This is a genomic window from bacterium (genome assembly GCA_021372615.1).
Classification (GTDB): domain Bacteria; phylum Armatimonadota; class Zipacnadia; order Zipacnadales; family UBA11051; genus JAJFUB01.
The window spans coordinates 32,560-53,658 of the sequence record JAJFUB010000085.1 but is presented as its reverse complement, the minus strand read 5'-3'; the positions used below and the strand labels follow the sequence as shown (position 1 = coordinate 53,658).

11 protein-coding genes are annotated in these 21,099 nt (G+C 69.6%); 2 read left to right on the top strand and 9 right to left on the bottom strand.

Annotated elements, in window-relative coordinates; all coding sequences use genetic code 11:
* Nucleotides 1–46: 46 nt before the first annotated feature.
* Both LLH23_12180 and LLH23_12175 read right to left on the bottom strand, forming a co-directional pair.
* The gene (locus tag LLH23_12180) at nt 47–1,081 is read right to left on the bottom strand and encodes a Gfo/Idh/MocA family oxidoreductase (GenBank protein ID MCE5239233.1); all 1,035 of its coding nucleotides are present in this window, start codon (nt 1,079–1,081) and stop codon (nt 47–49) included.
* Between the two features lie 187 nt (nt 1,082–1,268).
* Nucleotides 1,269–2,108 carry an MBL fold metallo-hydrolase gene (locus tag LLH23_12175; protein MCE5239232.1) on the bottom strand — a complete coding sequence of 280 codons (840 nt, stop codon included), beginning with the start codon at nt 2,106–2,108 and terminating at the stop codon, nt 1,269–1,271.
* A 112-nt stretch (nt 2,109–2,220) separates the two neighbouring features.
* On the opposite strand from LLH23_12175, the gene LLH23_12170 reads away from it, so the two are divergent.
* Nucleotides 2,221–3,519, top strand: a complete 1,299-nt coding sequence (locus LLH23_12170) for a hypothetical protein (GenBank protein MCE5239231.1) — start codon at nt 2,221–2,223, stop codon at nt 3,517–3,519.
* A gap of 266 nt (nt 3,520–3,785) precedes the next feature.
* On the opposite strand, the gene LLH23_12165 is transcribed toward LLH23_12170, so the two are convergent.
* From LLH23_12165 to LLH23_12150, 4 genes are all read right to left on the bottom strand, one after another.
* Nucleotides 3,786–7,004: a hypothetical protein gene (locus LLH23_12165; GenBank protein ID MCE5239230.1), complete on the bottom strand. Its 3,219-nt coding sequence runs from the start codon at nt 7,002–7,004 to the stop codon at nt 3,786–3,788.
* Between the two features lie 36 nt (nt 7,005–7,040).
* Nucleotides 7,041–8,219, bottom strand: coding sequence for a hypothetical protein (locus LLH23_12160; GenBank protein ID MCE5239229.1), 1,179 nt, complete (start codon nt 8,217–8,219; stop codon nt 7,041–7,043).
* A 164-nt stretch (nt 8,220–8,383) separates the two neighbouring features.
* A complete protein-coding gene (locus LLH23_12155) occupies nt 8,384–11,965 on the bottom strand; it encodes a beta-galactosidase (protein MCE5239228.1) in 3,582 nt (1,193 codons plus the stop codon).
* A 62-nt stretch (nt 11,966–12,027) separates the two neighbouring features.
* Nucleotides 12,028–13,137, bottom strand: coding sequence for a hypothetical protein (locus tag LLH23_12150; GenBank protein ID MCE5239227.1), 1,110 nt, complete (start codon nt 13,135–13,137; stop codon nt 12,028–12,030).
* 175 nt (nt 13,138–13,312) lie between these two features.
* On the opposite strand from LLH23_12150, the gene LLH23_12145 reads away from it, so the two are divergent.
* A complete protein-coding gene (locus LLH23_12145) occupies nt 13,313–14,578 on the top strand; it encodes a hypothetical protein (GenBank protein ID MCE5239226.1) in 1,266 nt (421 codons plus the stop codon).
* Nucleotides 14,579–14,595: 17 nt separating this feature from the next.
* Here the strand turns inward: LLH23_12145 and LLH23_12140 are convergent, their stop codons facing one another.
* From LLH23_12140 to LLH23_12130, 3 genes are all read right to left on the bottom strand, one after another.
* Entirely contained in the window at nt 14,596–15,267 is a 672-nt protein-coding gene (locus tag LLH23_12140) for a DUF1559 domain-containing protein (protein MCE5239225.1), read from the bottom strand.
* Between the two features lie 147 nt (nt 15,268–15,414).
* A complete protein-coding gene (locus LLH23_12135) occupies nt 15,415–18,624 on the bottom strand; it encodes a hypothetical protein (protein MCE5239224.1) in 3,210 nt (1,069 codons plus the stop codon).
* Nucleotides 18,625–18,648: 24 nt separating this feature from the next.
* Complete coding sequence (locus LLH23_12130) at nt 18,649–21,021, bottom strand: heparinase II/III-family protein (protein MCE5239223.1); 2,373 nt, start codon at nt 21,019–21,021, stop codon at nt 18,649–18,651.
* Nucleotides 21,022–21,099: the final 78 nt, after the last annotated feature.

Here is a 21,099-nt window from a genome sequence, read left to right as displayed (position 1 = left end):
GCCTCACCCCGTTCTTCTGTTCTTCCGTTCCTTCTGTCCCCGCCGTTCAGTCCTCCAACAGCGGCAGTTCCACCTTCGCCCCGCCGTTGGCCACCGACATGTCCAGCGCCAGGCAAACCTCGTGGGTCTTCACGGCGTCCTCGATGTCCGGGCACGGGCGCGTGTCGCTGCGGATCGCGTCCACCAGGTGATTGATCTCGCCCTCGAACGGGTGGTGGGCCACGTCGCCGCTGTTGGGGAGGATGGCCGGCACTTCCGTCCAGGCATTGGCCTCGGGCATGAGCACCTTGGACCAGACCAGGTTGTCACGCACCGTGCCCTTGTCGCCCATGATGTCCACGTTGAACTGGTAGGGCATGATGCAGTCCACCGAGCATGAGAGCTTCCCGACGGCCCCGTTGCTCCACGTGACCGCGCCCACGACCGTCGCCGGGTACTCATAGCGCTTGTCCCAGCCGCCGCCGAAGGCCGCAACGCTCGTGACTTCCAGGCCGCTGATCCAGCGCACCGCGTCCACCGCATGGCAACCGCCGAACAGGAAGCTGCTGCCGCCCTCCTTGACGGTGCGGGCCCAGTCCCAGCCGCTGTACCAGTCCGATACGCCGTGCCAGTAGTCGCCCTCGACATAGAAGATGTCGCCGATGGCGCCGGACTGCACGAGCGTGCGCGCATTGACCAGCGACGGGCACCAGTGCAGGACGAAGCTGACGAGGGACTTCACGCCCGACTCGCGCATGGCGTCGCGCAGGTCCTTGATGCCCTGCAGCTCCATCGCCATGGGCTTCTCCATGATGATGTGCTTGCCGGCCGCCGCCGCCTGCACGCCATTCTCAACGTGGAACTGGTTGGGCGTGCATACGGACAGAACCTGGATGCGGTCGTCCTTGAGCAGCTCCGCGTAGTCGGTGTAGATGGCGGCATTGGGGGCGCCGCACTTCTCGGCGGCGCGGCGGGCCGAAGCCTCCTTGCGGCTGCCCACAGCCACGACCTCGCAGTGCGGGTTGGCCATGTAGGCGTTCAGGTGCTCATCGGCGACCCAGCCGGCACCCCAGATCGCGCAACCGAGTTTCTGGTCAGACATTGCAGCAACACCTCCGTAGCTGGCGGCAAACGAGACTGCGGGTCATTCGTCGGCGGCCGGCCCCGAACCTTCTCCGCCCGTGGGCAGGTGCGCGGCCGGCGGCCACAGCGGCAGGTCGCTGTCCACGATCGGCCAGTCGGGCCCGGTGCAGCGGCGCGGGCGCTGGAGAGGTCGGGGCCATGGCGCCTCAGCCGCTCCCGCTCCTGTGACTCTGCAAGGTCCGGGCGATCAGGGGATTGGCCGCCGCTGAGGGGAGGCCCAACTGCGGCAGGACCGCCGCGCACAGGTCCGTCGCCCCGGCCTCCGCCGCGGCTTCGACAGCGGCGGCGATCTTGCGGAGGTACTCCTGGCTCTCCGCCAGGCGCCTCGGGATCTCCTCGCCACGGCGCGCCTCGTCCCAGGCCGAGAGCATGACCTCCAATGCGGGCAGGGCCTGCAGTCTCGCCAGCGACGCCTGCAGCACCGCCGCGCTGTCGTAGATGGGCAGGTCGCCCGGCGAGAGCACCACATCGCCGGTGAAGAGCGCCCCCTCCGCCACGAGCAACAGTGAGACTGACCCGGGCGAGTGACCCGGTGTGTGGATCACCTCGACGGCCAGGCCGGGCTCCAGTTCCACCGTCCCGCCGTCTGCCAACAGCCCGGTCACCGACGCCGGGCCGCCTACGAGGGTGGAGAACCCCGGCACCGGGCGCTCGCGCGCCTGCCGGTCCACGTCCTCGACCCACGCGCGCTCCGCCGCGTGCACGAGAACGGGGCAGCCGGTACGCGCCTGGATCGCCGCGGCTGCGCCCACGTGATCGGGGTGTGCGTGGGTGAGCAGCAAGCCGGCGACATCGTCCGGCGAGCGGCCCGTCTGGCGCAGGTAGTCAAAGACGCGCCCCTCGGCGCCGGCCACGCCCGCATCTACCAGCCAGACGCGGTGCTCGCCGTAGACGAGATACACGACGACGAAACGCTCCAGCGGGCCCGTGGGCAGCGGGACTTGGAACGGAACATGTAGTGCGTGGATGTGCGCGGTGATCTGCATGGGGGCCTCAACGAGGCCATTTCGGGATAGCCGGCGTCGCGACCTGCCCCCGTCGAGAGGTGCGGTCGTGGCCGCGCCGAATAGCGTGGAACCGACACCCGCGGAGGCCAGCGTGCGACCATACGAGCCGTTCATCCAGATCCCCGGCCCCAACCCCATCCTGCGCCCCGGCGGCGCGACGGAATGGGACGGACGCATCATCGAGTGCTGCGATGTGCTCAAGGACAACCTGACCTATGTGCTCTACTACCACGGCGTGGCCGCCGACACCGAGCACTGGCGCGGCGGCTACCGCATCGGCGCGGCCGTCGCCGACCACCCGCTCGGCCCGTGGCGCAAGCACCCCGGCCCGCTGGTGGGCCTGGGCGAGCCCGGCGCCTGGGACGATCTGCATGTCGCCTGCGCCTTCGTGATCCGTCGCGGCGCCGGGGAGTACCTGATGTGGTACTCGGGCACGTCACAGGAAGCCGTGCAGGGCCCGCCGGGCGAGGAGCGCTGGAGCGTGGGCCTGGCCACGGCGGACACCCCGCTCGGACCGTGGACCAAGCACCCGGCCAACCCCATCCTCCCGCGCTTCGGCTATGTGGGCGGGGTCGTGCTGCGCGACGGGCAGTTCTGGCTGTACACGGAGTACCCCATCGGGGCGCGCGGCCCGGACTACGGCCCGCTCTCGCTGGCCATCGCGGAGCGGCCCGAGGGACCGTACACGCCCCATGAGGCGAATCCCATCCTCCGGCCCGGCGAGTGGGGCGAATGGGACGACGGGGGCTTCTCGGAGGCGGAGGTCAGCTTCAACGGCGGCCTGTTCCACTGCTTCTACGGCGGGGCGAAGCTGCACCCGGTGCGCATCGAGAGCCAGGAGAGCATCGGCTACGCCTGGAGCGAGGATGGCGTGCACTTCCACAAGCACCTCGGCCCGGTGGCGCTCCGCGAGCACAACGCCGACGCCACGGCCTTCGCCGAAGTGCACCACCTCATTGAGCCGCCGCTGGTGTACTGCTACCACACGCTCCGTTACGCCTCGCGGCCGGGGGATGAAGACCTCGGGGTGCAGGTGCTGGCGACGCAGCGGCCGTTCTGTGTGACAATGCCGGTGCTCACACTCGAGCGGCTGGGACCGGGAGAGAGGACGGACCTGGCGACCTGCCCGCCGCTCGCCCTGGGGCATGTGCAGTCCGCGGCGCTGACGGTGACGTGTGCCGGGGAGGTGGACGGGCTGCTCGTCGCCGCGTATGGCAGCGCGGACGGCCTGCACCTCGACACGGTGCCGCTGGCAGAGACCGAGGTATGGGCGGGCCAGCAAACGGTTCCGCTGCCGGCCCACGTCCCGTACGTGAAGGTGGCCATGGCGAACATGGACGAGACGTGCGAGGCCGGCCGGGTCACGGTCGTGGCGACGCTCAAGGGCTAGTGAAGCGCCCCTCCGGGGCTCGACGGGGAGGGGGATGAGGGGGGCCCGGGTGACGGGGGCTATCGCCCCCCGCCTGGTGTGAGCCGCGCCTCCGGCGCTGACGGCCCCGCACCCGTCGCCGTTCCTCGTGGACTCAGCGCAGAGGCGGCTGACGTTGCCGTTAGGCCCGGAGGGCCGACTCAGTCTAGGCGGGGGCGGTAGCCCCCGTCCACGGCCGGCCTTCTTGATCCCTCACGAGGCTGAGCCCCGGAGGGGCGCCTCACCGCCTACTGCGCCAGCGTCGGCAGCCCCGCCGGCTGCTTCGGCGCGAGCAGCACCAACGCCGCCTGCCGCGCCGGGAGCTTGACCGTGAAGCTGTGCGCGCCTGCGGCGGTGGTCAGCTTTGCCGGGGCCATGCCGCTCTTCCCCTGGAACAGAAACTGCGCCCAGGCAGGCTTGAAGCCCAGGTCGCGCACCGTGACGGTGCCCTCATTCGGCTTCGCATCGTGGTTGACGACGATCACCAGCGCCATGTCCCGGCTCTGGCGCACCCCGACCTCCATCTGCGCCGGCTTGTCGAGCACGACCGCCCTCGGCTTGGCCGGCGCCAGCAGCTTCGCCAGCAGTGCCCGCAGCTTCGCCGCCTCGGCCGGCTTCTCGTTCTCGATGGCGTCCTTATAGGCCGCTTCCGGGTCGCAGCCGAGCAGCACGACGCGCCCCTTGCCCAGGGCTCGTGATTGCGGCTCGGCCGCGCCGTCGGCGAACGTCACCGGCCACTGCAGCGCCTCCCCCTTGTGGTTCTTGGTCGGCAGCTTGTCCAGGATGAGAGTCCCGCCTTCCCGCACCCACTGCTGCAGCAGCGGTGCCATGTCGGCGTGCAGGATGTCACACCCGAGCAGCAACAGGGCGCGGTACTTGAGCGTCTTCTGTTCGAGCGCCACTTCCTCAGGCAGCACATCCACATTGCCGAACCCCTGGCTCACGCAGGCGTACGCGTACGGTTTGGGTGCGCCCTGGTCGGTGGCGAACGTCTGGGCCGTGGGGTAGAGGAACGCCACCGGTGCGGGCTGTCGCGCCAGCTTGGTCAGCAACGGGCCGAGGGCGTTCACCTTGCGCAGCTCCTGCGCGGTCCAGTCCCACCGCTCCGGCCGCGAGTCGCAGCCCGTGGCGAAGGGCAGGTGGATGAAGCTGTTGAGATAGTCCGCGCCGTGCAGCAGGGCCTCGCAGGCGCATTCGGCGCTGGCTTCTCTGGGGTTCTGCTGGAAGGGCCAGTTGCGGTCATCCAACTCGACATAGAAGCCCCAGGGCTTCTTCAGGTGTTGCGAGAGCTGCCGCATGTAGGCCATGCACCAGGCCGCCTGCACCATGCGGATCTTCTGCGAGGCCGGGTAGAAGTACGGGTAGACATCGAAGTCCATGCGGTCGGCCCAGCGGCCCCAGTCCAGCCCGTCCTCCTGGCCGTTGATCCCGCGGCCATAGCCCAGCGCCGTGCTCATGTACGTGATGAGCAAGTCGAACTGCGCGCCGGACTTCTGCTTCAGCTCCCAGGCCTGCCGGTAGCCCTCGGCCACGTAGAAGCCCTCGAAATCCGCGAAGGCCCAACGCTCGTACGTGGCGTCCGCCGGGATCTCCTCGAACTTCCGCAGGGGAATGCCGTAACGCTCCCGGAACACGCGCTGGCAGTGCTCGCAGTAGTCCATGGCCTTGGGGCTCACGGTCGGCTCGTCGAGGATCTTGACCGACAGGAGGTTCGGCGTGCGCTGGGCCACGTCAATCTGCGGGTTGAGCTTGTCCGCGAGGGCCTGCGGGTATTCGGGGCTGAAGACGCAGGGCTTGTTTGGCTCGGCCCCCGAGACGCGGTTGAAGCTCGTGTACTCGAAGATGGTCGCCAGGCCCATCTCACGCGCCAGGCGCTGCAGGGCCCAGATGTTGCGGGTGCCGGCGGAGGGCTTGTCCTGCGGCCGGGTCAGGCCGCTGAGCCCGCCGACAGCCACGGTATTGAAGCCGGCGGCCTTGACCTTCTCCACCTCCCGACGCAGGTCCGTCTCGCTCAGGTAGTGCCCCGAGGACGCCCCGCCGACCATCGTGATGAGGGGGAAGAAGTCCGTGCGGTTGAGCGTGGATGGCTGGGGCGGCGTGGCGGGCGGCAGGTCCCGCTCGGCGGGCATGGCCGCAAGCTGCTGCGTCTCGCGGTGGAGGACCCACTGGAGGGTCCTCTGCACCAGCGCCGGCCCGGCGGGGGAGGCGAACAGGTCGTCGTCCCGGTCCAGGTTCGGCTGGGCGTTGATGATGGCGACGCGGCCTTGGCCGAACTCGCCGACGGTCACCAGCGGTCGGTCGTCGCCCTTCAGCACCACCGTCGCGCCCTCCCTGGGCGTGAGCTTCTGCACCGTGGACGCCAGACCCAGGCCAGACGGGTCCAGGCCCTGGCTCACGAAGTGCGGCGTGCCGAGGCTGACCTTGCGCGAGACGTACTGCGGATCGCCGGCCTTGAAGGTCACCGGCAGCACGTCGGCCAGCGGACGCTTGAAGCCCTTGCTGTTGGCCAGCGTGTTGCCGCCGGCGAAGAACACCAGCCCCGTGCCCGAGTAGGTCAGGTCGGCCAGCCAGGCTGCCTGCTCGGGGGTCATGGTGAACGGGTCCACATCCACCAGCACGATGAGGTCGGTGTTCAGCAGCCCCTCGAGCTTCGGCGGGAAGCCGAAGAGGTCGAGGCCGAAGTGCAGCCCCTTGAAGGGATACGAGCGCAGGCGAAACTGCGGGTCCAGCGTGCGCCAGGCGGGGTCGAGCCAGTACGTCGAGGCACTCGCGGCGGCATGGTGGATGAGCAGCACGTCCAGCCGGTCATCGCGCTGAAGGCGGAGGGGCTGCGGGGTGTAGGCCTGTTCCGTCGGCTCGGCGACCGAGGCGACGACGTCGTCCACCAGCAGCGTGAACTGCGTGTTGCGGTTGTCAATGTCATCGAGGCGGAACGTGAGCTGCTTGACCTCCCCGAAGACCTTCCCCCACACATTGACCAGGTTCCCGCCGGTCTTGGTGTCAATCACGCAGTGCTGCCACTTGCCGAAGACGGGCGTGACATCATAGTCGTTGAAGCTGGTGTCCGAGGTGCGGAGGCGGACCTTGAAGCTCTCGAGCCCCTCACCCCGCCCTTCGGGCACCCCTCTCCCACTGGGAGAGGGGGTGGGGGCGAGGGCCAGCTTGTACCAGAAGCTCACCGTCCGCAGGTACGCCAGGGGCAGGGGCTTGGGGAGCTGATAGGTGATGAAGCAGGGCTCCGACTTGCCCGCATCCACAAAGCGCACGTCCGCCGCCAACACGTTGCCGCGCTCGGCGTCCTTCACCACCTGCAGGCCCTGCTGGCCCGTGTTACCCCTGTAGTACTCGGGCGACATGCTCGTGGACCAGCCCTTCAGGTCGGGCTGCTCGAAGTCAGCGATGGCCTGGTTGGTCTGGGCGAGCAACGGTGAGGCGACCAGAACGAGCGGAATGAGCCATCGGGACATATCGCACCTCGTGGCGAGACGGCGCCCCTGGAGGGGCTACTGTGTTGCTTGCTTGATCAGCGCCTGTAGCGCCGGGTCATACAGGGCAGTCTTCAGGTCGGCCGCCTGACGGCTGAGCGACACGAAACGGCGGTAGGCCGCGGGGTCGGGTTGGGGCTGTTGCAGCGCGGCGATGGTGACCGCCATGTCCACCTGCAGTTGGTGCCACCGGGCCGCACGGTCGCCCGCCGCGGCCCCGGCGAGGGCCAGGACCTCGGCCACCTCCGCCTGCTCCCGCTGCCAGCGCGCCAGGTCCACCGGCACACTCCAGTCCGTCGCCCGCAGGCGCTTCAGACGGGCCGGCGCCTCCGGCATGAAGGCGGCGATGGCCTGCGGGTAGGGCGTGTCCCAGAAGTAGCCCATGGCGAAGGTCGCCGCCGACAGCGGCTTGAGGGCCATGCGCACCGCGATGGGGTACACGCCGCCGATGTCGGCGCTCGTCACTTGGTCGGGGTCCATGACCAGCAGCGAGCCGCCGTCCTCGTGGGCGAAGCGGTTGTGCATGAGCACGGCCCACTCCTGCGCGGGGTCCAGTGGCACGGGCTTGCCCATCTGCATCGTCCGCGTCGGCGTCGCCGCCCACCGCTGGCGTTCGGGCGGGCCGCTGGTGACGGTGGGATACGAGTGCAGCTCGATCTGCGTGAGCTTCGTGTCCGGCTCGCCCTCGATGCTGACCCGCACGGTCATCCAGGCGGGGTCGTCCGGGAGCTTCACGAACCGCACGGCGAGGCAGCCAGGCTGAGGCCGCGTGGCGGTGGCGGGCAGGGGCCACACCATGTCGGCCACACCGCGCTGGCCCTGCTGCAGGATGGTGATGCTCTCTTGCAGGAGCGCGCGGTTGGCGACGAACGGCTTGTCGCCCGGGCGCGCCACCGTGACGTTCAGGAAGTACTCCAGGTCCCAATTCCACGAGCCGCGCGGGAAGTCGCAGCCGAGAGCGTAGTCGCCGTAGCGCTGGACGACGGGCTTGTCTTGCTGCGCCGGGTCCACCAGTTGCTGATAGCGGAAGGCGGCATTGCCCAGCGTGAGGGAGCGCTTGACCAACTGCAGCCCCTCGCGGCCGGCGTCCTTCTCCGGAAGGCGCTCCTCCTTGACCGTCGCCACGACCTCGTCCTGGGCAGACGCCGGCACGGCCACAGACGCCAGCGCAGCCATCAGCAGCATAGGCAGCCACATGCTCGTCGGCCTCCGAACCAGGGCTGGGTGTCGGGCGTGGCCCGACGGGGACCCCGCCGCGTAGTCTGCCACGGGTGCCACTGCCAGCAGGGCTGGCAGTGCCTGGACCATGCCCTGGACGGCCAGGGGGCCTGGCCGTGGCACCCCGTGCGTCGCTTTGCCGCCTAACGCACCGTCACCCTACACGTCCCGCTCTGCCCGGTCGCCACGTCCGTGACGCGCACGGTCCAGGCCCCGGCCGGGTCGCTGTAGGCCCACGGCAGCCGGGCCGTGGCCTGCGGGCCGGGCATGGTCACATAGGCGCGGTAGGGCATGGCCTCGGCGCCGTCGGGCCGCAGGGCTTGCAGACGCACAAGTCGTCCTGCGGCGGCGCCAGGTAGCGTGAGCGCGAGCTTCGTGACGCTGCCACGTGCCGCGGCGGCCGGGGACGCCACGGTCGGGGCCTTGGCCGGAGTCGGCAGCAACGCGAAAACGCGCACCGGCGGTCCACCGGCCGACAGGGCCACACTGGTCAGCTTGCCCAGCGCCTTCCCCGCGCGCACGTCGTAGACATACGCGGGCTGGGCCAACTGCAGCGTCGTGTCGGGGGCGTTCTTGCCCTCGCGCGCCACGCCGATCAGCTCCAGGCCGCCCTGGACGAACCGCCGCGCCAGGTAGCCCTTGCTCTCGGTCAGATGGCAGCGCGGCGCGACCTGCAGCGCTGCCAGCAGGTCGCGGCAGAAGGGGACGGCATCGGGATGCTCGGCATTGGGGAAGGTGAAGTTCAGGAACACCACGCGCCCCTTGCCGTGGCTGCGCAGCAGGAAGATCGGCGTGTCCCCGATCTGTGCCGTTGACTGCGCCACGACCGAGCTGTCCGGCCGGAAGGGGAAGTCGCGCAGCGGTAGCTTCGCGCCGCCGAGGTCGAAGGTCTGGCTGGCCGGGGTCTGCTGGGACTGCGGGTCGCCCTTGCGGGTGACGCCCAGCAGGGCATCCAGTTGCCCCTCCCAGGCCCCGCCGGCCTTCCACTTCGGCTTGCAGTTGCCGTCCATCAGGCCCGCGCCGACATCGGCGACCAGCAGCCCGCCGGCGTCCACGAAGGCAGTGATCCGCTTCACTTCATCATCCGACAGCGCCTGCGAGCACGGCAGGAAGAGCACGCGCACGCCCTGGTCGAGCGTCCCCTGGCCGATCGTCTTCGTAGTGACGAAGCGATAGCCGAAGCCGCAGCGGTCCAGCAGCGCCAGCAGGTTGCCTTGCGAGGCCGCCGGGGTGCCCACACCAGTGAACATCCTCGCGGCGTGCTCGCTCACCTGGGACCAGTGGATGGCGATTCCATCATCCGGCACGCGGCCGGCAGCGAAGAGCTGGCCGATGCCGCCGTAGATCTCGCGTAGCTCCGGCAGCATCTTGTCAAAGTAGTCGGCGTAGCTCAGCTCGCTCGCGAACAGCCCCTCGGAACCGACGGCGGCGAAGTAGAGGCTGGTGTTGACCGCCCCGCTGATGAGCTGTCGCCACAGGATGTCTGCCCCGGCGCGGCCTCCGTGCGAGCCCACGTAGCCCCCCCACCAGTTCCCCCGCACCACCTGCGGTGACACCAGCGACCGCAGCAGCTCATTGCCGCGCTTGTCCGAGTACGGACCCCAGATCTCCAGGCCCGCGACCGTCTCCTCCAGGTCGCCCGGCACGGAGCCCTCCGCCCCGACCCACGCCCCCGGGTCGGCCTTGCGTATCTCCTCGCGCAGGAAGTGATGGTAGAAGGCGTACTCCTGCTCGTTGAAGCTCATGTGGTCATGGACCGCGGGCCACTGGCCCTGCTTGATCGCGTCCGCTGTCGGCAGCGGCTTGACCTCGTCCCAACTGGCGAACTGCGTCCCCCACGTGGCGTTGAGCTGCTGCAGCGTCCCGTGCTTGCGCTGGAGCATCGCCCGGAACGACTGCAGGCCCACGGGGGAGAAGCCCGACTCATAGTCAAAGTAGTTCTCGTCGCCGAGGCTGTAGAGGCTGACGCCATAGGGGATCACGTTCTTGATGCGCCCCAGCACCGACGCGCTGGCCTTCTGCTGCAACTCCGGGTTGTAGACGCAGCCGTCCTCGACATCCTTGACCCAGTGGTCCTTGCGCCAGCCCCTGTCATCGGCCCCGCCCATGACGCGATAGGCGTAGCAGACCAGGGGCAGGTCGCACAGGGCCATGAGGCGCTCGACGCTGCCCGAGGCCGAGGGGTGCGACAGGTGATAGGTGAAGCCGGCGGCGCGGAGTTGGCGCATGGCCAGCCAGGTGAGGCCGCTGTCGCCGCCCGCGCCCCAGATGACGGAGCGGAACTGGTCGCTCTGGCGGCGCGGCACGAAGAGGAACTGGTCCTGCGCGTCCACGGGCTGCCCGGCGACAAGGAACACGCCGTGCAGGCGGCTGGCGATGGTGGTCGCGCCGGCGAGATCGGCCTGGCCGAGGCTCACCGTCGTCTGCCCGGCCGGGACGGGCACGGCACGCAGCAGGTAGAGCCGGTCGTTGGTGTCGGTGAGGGAGAGGCGGATCGTGGCCTGTGGCGGCGCGGGGGCTGACAGCGTGGCCGTGAGCGCCGGGGCCTGCCCTTGCTCGCAGAACTCGCTAGCCGCACCGAACTGTGCCATCGTGACCGGGGCCGTCACCTCACACCACACCGTGCCCCACTGCTCGACCCCCTGCGGCGACACGACGGCCAGGTCCAGGAAGTGCCGTCCGGCCTTCACCTTGGGGAGCGCCAGACTGACGGTGTTGTCGCCGGCGGTGAGCTTGAGCGGCAGTTCCTGCCGGCCCTCGACGGCACTGGTGTGATCGCGGACCGTGACGGTCAGCTTGCCGGTCAGCGGCTTGTCGGCCTTGAGGGTGAGCGGGATCTGCTGCGGCAGGCTGTCGCGCGGATAGACCGTGCCGCCGGCGGGCAGGCCCGTGAACTGCACGGCCGGCTGCCTGCTGCCCACGGTCCACAGCAGCGCGCGGTAGACGAGCGAGAGGAAGGTGTCGTAGTCGGCGGCCCAGTGCAGCGAGTAGGCTTCCGGGGGGGTGAGGCCGTGGCCGCCATAGTACGTGCCCGAGCCGCTACCCCACGTGAGCACGGCGATCCGCCCCTGGCCGAAGCGGTACGTCTCCACGACCTTGCCGGGGATGTCGCTGTCGGCCTGGACGCGCAGGGCCTTGCGGACGTCCTCGCGGGCGAAGAAGTCCGTGGCGGCCAGTGGCACGCCCTGGGTGATCTGCTCGCGGCCGTCGGCCAGGGGCTGCTTGAAGATCGGCAGCCGCGTCATCCGGCCGTACGTGAACAGCAGCCCGGCGCCGTCGTTCACCTGCTTGAGCAGCCGGTACTGGGCCTCCTTGGGCAGCATGTCCAGGGAGGCGTTGGCCATCACGAAGGCCTCGTGGGGCTTGGCGAGCAGGCCAAGGAGTTCGGAGGTCTTCTCCTCGATGCTGGTGCCCTCGACCGCCAGGTCATAGGGCGCGGCCCCCGCGTCGGACTCAAAGGACATCAGCCCGGAGTGCGCCGTGGTGAAGGCGTCGAAGTCCAGGTCGAAGCGCTGCCATAGCTCGACGATCTCGCGCGGGGCGAACGTGCGCGGCGTGATGAACAGCACGTGGGGCTGGCCGGGCGCGTAGCGGGGCACAACGTCCACGTGGGGCGTCTGCAGCCGCGTCGTCACCTGGCGCAGGTAGTCGCCGTTGTGACGGGCGTGGGCAAGCGAACAGACCGCCAGCACAGCGAGGATGATGGCGCTGCGTCGGGTGTCCATGATGGGCTCTCCTGTGTTGGTCCACGCCGTGAGATGCTTCTACGGAAGCCGACCGTCTAGGCTCACTTCCCAGACGCACTGACCAACTCCCAGACGCGGGCCTCCCACTTGACCTCGGCGGCCTGTCGCGCGAGCCGCAGGAAGTCGTAGTGGAACAGGACCGCCTCTGCCGGCCGGATCGGCGTCTCCTCGCCCTGCGTCGCGTCTGGCGTCTGCATCGCTACTGCCGCGTAGGCCTTGCTCAGGCGCTCGCGATCCGGGCCGGCCGGTATGGCCAGCAGCGCCGCCTGCGCCTGGGTCAGCTCGTCGTTCACGCGCTTCCGGCCATCGCTGAGCCAGGTCGTCACGTCCTGACGGAGCCACTGGCCGGTCGGCAGGCGGGTGTAGACCGTAGGCGGCATGATGAACCGGAAACTGTCGCCCTTGGTCGGGCGGATGATCTTCGCCAGACGCTGGAGCTTGCTGTCTGACAGCGGCTGCAGCGGGCCAAAGTACAGGTAGCCGAACTTGGCCGGGGCCGCCCCCGCGCCGCCCAGTGACCAACTCACACCCTTGAAGGCGCCCGTGGCCCAGCCGTAGCGCACCAGGTCAAACGACCAGACGTCTCCCTCGCGCGGCTGCGCGTCCACGTCGCTCCAGGGCAGGAAGAACTCGATGCACCAGGCCCCGTCCCCGCGCGAGGTCTTCACCTGCCAGCCCTCGACGCTCCAGCCGTCGTCCAGCACCAGGTTCGCGGCCTTCTGGTCATGTCGGACGGCATTGAGGTTGGTCGTGAACTTGAAGTAGCTGCTCCCGGTGTTGTGCGGGTCCGCCATGATCTCGACGCAGTCGTCGTGCCACGTCTCGGGGTTGTCCCGACCGGTGACCTCCGCCTTCACCCGGTCGAGCTGGTCCTCGAACATGGTGACACCCATGTACAGGCCCCGGTCGTCGTAGCACAAGCGTGCCTCGGTGCGCAGGGGCGGAGGCAGCGGCGCCGGGCTCCAGTACTTGTAGAACTGGTCCATCACGGGGAGAGAGGCATAGCAGGGGTCGTCGAGGCGCCCGTCCATCACGGGGGGCGTGGCGCAGCGTCGGCACTCATACAGTGCCACCTCGGCGGGCTCAACAGCCAGGGCAGGCGAGAGCATCGCCAGCCAACCGACAGCCAACAGTAGACCGCGTCGCTTCATGGCATCCTCACAGGGAGCGTTCGGCACGGCGCCGAGGCATTTCGTTGCCGGAGTGAGACGGTCCTGCTTCAGACGGCGTGGGTAGTGAAGCGGGCGCGACGCGAGGAGAAGACACGGGCGACGGCGAAGGAACCATCGCTCCGCACAGAACACGCCTACGGAAGCTGCATCTCAGATGTCACCCAGTTCCACGCCTCCTGACGCCCACCCGCTCATGTCCACGCACCGCAAAGTGCTCTTCGTGTGGCATTGGGGCCACCAATGCCACCTGTTCCGGCTGATGGGGGGGGCCTTGCCCGAGGGCCTCGGGCATCGCTGCCGCGGCGTCTGGGAGTTCATCCCACCGACGCAGTTGCTGCGCCTGCGCCGTCATCGCGTCCTCGCGCCCGAGTTGCTGGAGCGCATCACACGCTTCGAGGCCACGCGCATGGCCTGTGTCCGGCGCACCGCCGATGCCGCGCAGTTCTCCCAGTGGCTCTCGCGCGTGGCGGCTGCGTGGTACGACGTCATGCGGCGCGCCCTGGAAGGCTACGACGCGGTGGTCATGTGGAGCGCCTTCCGCGTTCCGCTGGCGGCAGCCGCGGCGGCGGCGCATTCACTGGGCCGTCATGCCATCATCTGCGAGAACGGGCCCTTCCCGGGCACCATGGCGATGGACCCCGGCGGCATCAACGCCGAGAGCAGCATCACCGACTGGCCGCCGGAAGCCTACCGCGCACTGACCCTCGACCCGGCCCGCACGCAGGAGCTACTGGGTACGCGCCTGCAGCAGCGCCCGCTGCGCAAGACGTCCGCCACGGGTCAGGATGACCTCGACGACGCCAAGCCGCTGCCCGAGCGCTTCGTCCTCTTCCCGATGCAGGTACATGACGACAGCCAGGTGCTGGTCTTCTCGCCGCGCTTCGACACCGTCGCCGACGCGATGCGCTACACCGCACAGCAGGTGGAAGCGTACAACGCCCGGACGGGCGACAGCCTGGCACTGGTGGTCAAGGAACACCCATCGGACTACGGGCGCATTGACTACGGCGCGCTGCGCGCCTCCATGCCGCAGGTGCGCTTCCTGCGGACGACGCCGGTGAGTGAGATCGTGGGGAGCGCCCGGGCGGTGGTGACGCTGAACTCGTCGGTGGGGGTGGAGGCGCTGCTGAACATGCGGCCGGTGGCAACACTGGGTAGGGCGCTATACAACGTGCCCGGCGTGGCGCGGCATGTGCGCGCCGACGAGGACCTCGCCGATGTCCTGCCCGAGCTGGTGGACCAGCCCGTGGACGAGGACCTCATCACGCGCTTCCTGTACTTCCTGCGCTACGAGTACCTGCTGCCGCTGACGCTCAAGGGCGCCGACCGCACCAATGTCCAGCCGGCCGCCCAGCGGGTCGTGGATGTGCTGGAGGGCCGGCTGGCCTGGGCCCGGCCGACCCCACCCCCTTCGCCGTAGCAGCCCCGTCGGTCCGCTCAGTACGTCCCCATGATTGTGGACGCCGCCAGCCACTTGGCGTGGCCATCGAAGAAGGCCACGTTGCTGCCGCCGTTGTGGGCGGTATAGTCGGCGGTGCCGATGTAGCTCTCGTAGTGGCAGGCATTGGGGTACTTGAGGCGCGGATAGGCGAAGCAGCGGTCGGCGCCCAGCGACGTCGGGTACGTCGTGTCCGCCCACGCGACGACTTCGGCCGGACGGTCGAGCGCCTCGACGTGCACCGGCGGGTTGGAGTACTGGCCCGGCCCGTAGCCGAGGCCCAGGCCCAGGAACTCGTCGGGATACGCGGCGCTGCCGTACATCGCGTGGCCGCCGGAACTCCAGCCGTTCGCCTCCGTCCGCGACGGACAGGTGTGCACCTGGATGTTCTTGACGTACGGCTGGATCTGCGCCTGCGGAGCCAGCGCCGCGAGGGTCACGCTCCAGCCCACCGCATCGGCCCGTACGGTCGGCGACGGGCACCAACGCCCGTCGTAGTCACTGCAGTACATCAGCGTGGCGTTCCCGATCTGCCGCATGTTGGACAGACAGCTTGTCTGCCGCGCCTTCTCACGGGCCTTGGCGAAGACGGGGAAGAGGATCGCCGCCAGGATGGCGATGATGGCGATGACGACCAGCAGTTCAATCAGCGTAAAGCCCACACGTCGCATGAGACAAACCCTCCTGGGCCGGTATTCGTAGCACAACCACGCGCCATTCGCCCTTGTGTTGCGTCCTTCCTGCTGTGTGTTCCAGCCAGACCTGCCCCACCGGGCGTTCTGGACTCGCCGGACCTGCGTGCCTCGCCCGCAGACCCTTCAGCGCGTCAGCACGAACGTCCGGTACTGCGACGGGTCCTGCCCGCCCGCGATGCCCGGCGTGAGGCCCATCCAGTAGCTGGCCTGTCGTTCCTCGGGGGTATCCACATCGAACACGACGAAGCTCAGGGCGAACACCAAGCCCGGCCGCGGCTGGACCCTCAGCGCCTCCCACGGCAGCGCCAACTCGTACACGGTCTCGCCCCGGACGCGCCTGACGGCTACCGGGTATGAACGCGGGCCCTGAGGCTCCGTCGCGCCGCGCTCCACGAAGCAGTACAGGCTCGGGCTATCGCCCGTCAGCCCCGCCCCGAAGTTGTAGTCGTTGGCGTCATAGCCACTGCGCCCGGCGACGGCCGGCGAGAGCGCGTCGTTGACCATGTCCAGCGCGAACTGGAAGCAATCATCCATCCACATCTTGTCGCCCGACTGGCGTTGCACGTGGGCGTCGTCGCGCACGCGGGCCGCCACGTACAGGGCGCGCTCATCCCATCCCAGCCAGGCCGTCACGCTCAGGTCATCCGGCCCCGTCCACAGGCCCCGGGCCATCACCTCGCGCGACGGCATCAGGGCGTCTGCCGAGTCAAGCGCAAGCGGCGGCAGCTTCGCCCATTCGGCCAGGTCGCCATCCACCTTCACGGCCCCGCCGACTGCCGGCACGGCCCGCGCCGACAGATCCGCCACCACGGGCAGCGCCTGCGCGCCGGCGTGAATGGTCGCCTGCAGCTCCCCCAGGCGCGCCAGTTGCACTTGCTGCAGGGGCACGCGCAGGCTCTGCTTTCCACTGCCAGGGACCTCACCCCGCAAGGTCGGTGTGGCCGCGACTGCCCCCGCCACCTTGGTGACTCGCACCTCCACCGACACCGGCTGTGCCGACTGGTTCACCAGGTCCACGACCGCGGTGTTCAGATCGGCCAGGCGCGCCTCGGCCTTGAGCGACGACCGCGCCGGGAACGTCGCCTTGCGCAACATCTCCGCTATCACCTCGGGCGGCGCGGCCACTCGCAGGAACACGGGGGAGCTGCTGAGCGCCACCTGCGCCGGCCCCTTCGCGAGCTTCCGGGCATTGCCCATCAGGTCCACACACTCGACCTCCGCCGGCAGATCGAGTTGCATGGCGCAGGACTGGGCGTCGGTCGTCCAGAGCGCCGCAACCGTGCGGTCCGGGCAGGTGAAGACATAGCTGTAGATGCCCTGCTCGGGCAGGACCTCGGTGCAGGCCGTGCTGCCGCCGAGCATCCGGGCGACCGTCGCATACGCCGCGACGGCGCTGCGCGGCCGGTACCAGACCTTCCCGCCCTTCTCGTACCACGACCGCCACAGGCCCAGGTCTATCTGCGGGTTGGCGTCCGTGGACACCTTGCCGGTGCTCTCCCACCAGCCGCCACTGCCGCAGAACATGTGCAGGGCGTAGAACTGCACCTGCGGCAAGGATTTGCCGATGATGAGGCTGCGGGCGGTGAGGTCGGCCTGCAGCTTCTCCAGCGGGTCGGTGGGGGGCAGATGCAGGGCCAACCCATAGCCACGCTCGGAGATGGTCGTGACGGTGGCCTTGTGCAGCGACGCCTGCAGGGCGAGCGTGTCGAGCAGCTTGCTGCGCATCTCGCCGGCCTCCGGCCCGCGGCTGGGCTGAACGACCCAGTTCCACGAGTCGGTGTACAGGTCCGGACCGATGACGTCCGTGTAGTCGCGCAGGTCCGCCAGCAGCCGCCGCACCATCGGGTAGCTCGGGGTCTGGTTGAAGTCGCTTGATACCGCCAGGCCGATGACCTGGTTCTCGGGGTTGACCTGCTTGAGGCGCTGGTACGCGATGCGGCACATGAGCACATAGCGCATGACCTCGGCCGAGGGGCTGCCGCTGAGCAGGTCGGGCACCCCGACCGTCCCGTCAATCTCCTCGGACAGCACCCACACCTTCACCCGGGGCTTGAACACGGTGGCCTCGGCCTCGACGAAGTCGCCGAACTGCTGGAAGAAGGCGTCCGGGTAGGGGAACAGGCCCTGCTGGCGGCGTTCTTCGATGGTCGCCTTCCATTGCGGGTCCATGAACTCCCCGCCGATGAAGATGTTGCCGATGAGGGTCAGGTCCGACTTCCAGTAGACCGCGGTGCGGCCGGTCGTGATCTCGTTCTGCCAGTACTTCACCAGGTCGCCCCGCTGGTCCATGGGCACCCAGCGGATCGTGCCCCCTATCTTGCGGGCAGACACGCCGATGGTGCGCATCGCCGGGACGAGTTCGGCCTCCTGGCCGTTCACGTCCGCGGCGAAGTAGTCGTCGCGGCGCTCCACGGGCTGCACGACGCAGAGGGAGGTCTGCGGGCCGACGGCCGCCTTGCCGTCATGAGTACAGGTGGTCTCCACGCGCAGCCAGCCCAGGCGGTCGGCGGCGGGGAGGTCGAGGGTCTCGCGTACGGGCTTGCCGGGCTCGGCCCGCACATGGAACGACTTGGCCCCCGCAGGCTGGCCGAAGAAGTCCACCAGGCGCACCTGAAGGCCATACTCCACCGGCGTCGGGGCAGTGCACTGCCCGCTGAGCATGAGCTGCAGGGGCTGCCCGGGCTGGAAGAGGCCGCGCTCGCCAATGGGGAAGAGGCGCTCCAGTTGGAGCCCGGTCGGCGCAGGCGCCGGGGCTGCGGTCGGGGCTGTCGGCGCCCCGACGGGCGACAGGGCGAGGTCGTCGAACCACACCGTCCCGCCGCCCTCCGGCGGGTTGGCCTTCAGCTTGTCGTCGGTCCAGAGGCCCAGGCAGATGGCCAGGTGGGTCGCCTCCGGCGGCACGACTGCCTCCAGCGACCACGGTGTCCAGTCCATTGTCCGTCCGCGCTGGGTGAAGTGGCTGTTCTGTAGCCACTTGATGACCGTCTTGTCCTTCGCCGCCATCAGCGCGGCGCGGATGATCCAGTCCGGCCCCAGGTTGCGGCACTTCACCCACAGCGTGAAGCGGTACTTGCTGACCTGCGGATCGCGCGGCAGGGCCGTCTGCAGCAGCAGGCCGCGCCTGCCGGTCTCCGCCTTCATCGCCAGCGAGGCCATGTCCGCGCCGCGGAAGACCGCATGGTCCACCGTGACCGGGGGTTTGGCCTCCGCCGCCTCGAGCCACGTCTCCCAGCCCTTCAGGCCGTCGGCGAAGGAGGCGTTGGCGATGGGGTCGTCGGCGTGGGCCACAAGGGGGGTCAGCACCAGCAGCGCGAGCAGGCAGAAGCGGTTCACGTCCGTCACCTCACAGGGCGATGCTCAGGGGATCCCGACCGTCACAATGGGCCGTCGGTCCCCCGCGGTCGGCCAGCGGATCTCGTCATGTCGTCCCGGCCACTGCAGCCGCATCACCAGCGCCTCGGCCGTGCGCTCAACGCGCACCTGCGGCTCCACCGTGCCCGCTGGCAGCGGCAGCAGCACCGCCGCGAAGTCCGGCTGCACTGACGACACGATCGCCTTGAGGCGCTGGTGGCCGTCGTAGCTGTCCACTGCATAGCGCACGGGCGCCGCCGCCGTGAGCCATAGTCTCATGTGCGGGGCCTTCGGATCGCCAGGGACAGTGGTGAGCCGCATCGGCGGCGTGACTGATGCCGTCTCGACCGGGAGAGGGATCGCCGGCGTCCCGGCGGCGAACGGTGGCGCGGCCTGCGTGTTCGTGGTCAGTGCCGCCTCGGAGACCTGCGCGCCGGTCTCGCGCGTGAGGAACCGCAGCGTGTGCCGGCCCGCGGTCAGGCGGTAGCTCAGGGGCTGCTGCGCCACTCCGGCGGCTACCTTGCCCCACGTCCATTCCTGCCCGCCGGGCATGTGCCAGTCGGTCGGCTGCCCCTCGTCCATCTGGACGAAGAAGGAATCGGACTTGCCGAGTTCCTCCCCCGTCGCGCGGACTCGCGCCCAGAGCACGTAGTCGCCCGCCTCGGGCGCCTCGAACGTCCAGGCTGCCGCCCCGCGCCCCTCGGCCTGCAGCGGCGTCTCGATGTAGCTGTGCGCGAAGGCGCTGCCGGGGGTGATGACGGCGCCGTCGGGCTGGGTCTCGACGCGCATGTCGGCCGGCAGGTGCAGCAGCCACGTGTACTCATGGCTGGCGGCGTCCTTGCGGATGTCATCGCAGACCACGCCGTACGCCGCGGCCCCGCCGGAGGGGCGCACGAAGCACACGTGGCGGCGGGCGCGTTCCACACCCACGCCGGGCTGCCCGCCGGCGTTGTGATTGTAGGCTTCGGTCGCGTCGGCGAGGGCATAGCCACAGGTCGCCGTGTTCTCATAGGCGACGATCTGGCCGTTCGTCCCGGCCCCTGCACCCGAGGGCGCCTGCCCCTCGCCGTCAATCAGCACACAGTTGTGAGCCATGGTCGAGTCGCGCCCGCCCGGCTGGCGGTTGTTGCCATAGCCAGAGTCAATCGCCCACCGCTGGCCCAGGCCGTACAGCGTGAAGCTCCCCTTGTCGCCCTGGTTGTGGGTGACGGCGTGGAACGGCCCGGCCTCGACCGACAACATGACATCCCCCTGCCCCCAGCCCGTGCGCCAGATGCACAGGCCCCGGCCCGGAAAGTGGCTGCCTGGCGGCTCGGCGGTGGACGGGGCGGTCGGGGCGACGCGGTTGCTCCAGATGAGGCGGAAGGGGGAGGTCCCGCCGCCGGAGGACTGCCACAGCCAACTGGCGACGCCGCTATCGAGCGCCGTCGCGAGGCGTATCATGGTCGGATCGTCGAGGCTGCTGTAGTTGGCGTCATTGCGCGCCTCGAAGACCCGCTCGCCGGGGAGCAGCGACAGGGCGTAGAAGTCCGGGATCTGCTTTACATGCGGGCGCTGGAGCAGGTCCGGGCCTCCGCTGCGCTTGAGCGCATCGGCGAAGCGGATGGCGTTGCTCAGGCCATACTGGCCGTACATCGTGCCCTCGGAGTACGCGCCCTGCGCGTCCCAGCCCTCATCGAGCCACTGGCCGACCATGTTGGTGCAGGTCGCCAGCCAGCCGGGGGCCTCCTGCGGGTAGAGGGGGCGTAGCTCCAGCGCCAGCAGCCCGGCCGCGCCCATGGCCACACCCATGAAGTTGTGGTACGGCCGCCACCAGACTTTCTCCCCCGTGGCCTCGGCGACGATGTTGCGCACATAGCCCGCCGCCGTCTCCGCCCATGCCGCCTTCTGCTCGGGCGTCATGGCCTCCCCCAGCCAGTCATAGCCCACGGCCAGACCGCGCATGATGTCCCCGCGGGCTCCGGCGAAGCCCTTGGCGATGTCGGGATCGGTCACGGGCAGCTGCGCCGCCGCCGTCGTCAGGAGCAGCACCCCGTGGCGGGCGAAGCGCTCATCGCCGGTCAACTGGTAGGCGAACCCGAGGGCCTCCATCCAGTCCGTCAGCCGCCGGCCGAAGAAGTGCCCCAGGATCTGCACGCGCTTGTCGCCGGCGGGCCGCTGGGCGACCTGCTCGGGCGTCGCGTACTGCCCCGAACCGGGAGTGCAGTAGCCCTCGGCCTGCGCCAGCAGCGCGCGCCAGACAGCCGCCTCGGGCTCGGCGGCCGCGGCGGCCTCCAGGCGCGGGAGGTCCTCCTGCGCGAACCACAGGGCGGGTTGAGCCGACACCTGGCAGCACAGCAGGAGCATCGCGACCGACGCGACGAGGAGGAAGGCAACCATGGGGTCAGTACCCGTGTCCGTTCTGAGCATGTTGAGAACGCATTCCCGCGCCGAGGGGGCCGCACCTGCCGCGGGGAC

What these genes read in the sequence shown, in the direction of transcription:
- LLH23_12140 (MCE5239225.1), bottom strand. Translation starts at nt 15,267, where the DNA reads ATGCGACGTGTGGGCTTTACGCTGATTGAACTGCTGGTCGTCATCGCC.
- LLH23_12160 (MCE5239229.1), bottom strand. Translation starts at nt 8,219, where the DNA reads ATGTGGCTGCCTATGCTGCTGATGGCTGCGCTGGCGTCTGTGGCCGTG.
- LLH23_12180 (MCE5239233.1), bottom strand. Translation starts at nt 1,081, where the DNA reads ATGTCTGACCAGAAACTCGGTTGCGCGATCTGGGGTGCCGGCTGGGTC.
- LLH23_12150 (MCE5239227.1), bottom strand. Translation starts at nt 13,137, where the DNA reads ATGAAGCGACGCGGTCTACTGTTGGCTGTCGGTTGGCTGGCGATGCTC.
- LLH23_12145 (MCE5239226.1), top strand. Translation starts at nt 13,313, where the DNA reads ATGTCACCCAGTTCCACGCCTCCTGACGCCCACCCGCTCATGTCCACG.
- LLH23_12165 (MCE5239230.1), bottom strand. Translation starts at nt 7,004, where the DNA reads ATGTCCCGATGGCTCATTCCGCTCGTTCTGGTCGCCTCACCGTTGCTC.
- LLH23_12130 (MCE5239223.1), bottom strand. Translation starts at nt 21,021, where the DNA reads ATGGTTGCCTTCCTCCTCGTCGCGTCGGTCGCGATGCTCCTGCTGTGC.
- LLH23_12155 (MCE5239228.1), bottom strand. Translation starts at nt 11,965, where the DNA reads ATGGACACCCGACGCAGCGCCATCATCCTCGCTGTGCTGGCGGTCTGT.
- LLH23_12175 (MCE5239232.1), bottom strand. Translation starts at nt 2,108, where the DNA reads ATGCAGATCACCGCGCACATCCACGCACTACATGTTCCGTTCCAAGTC.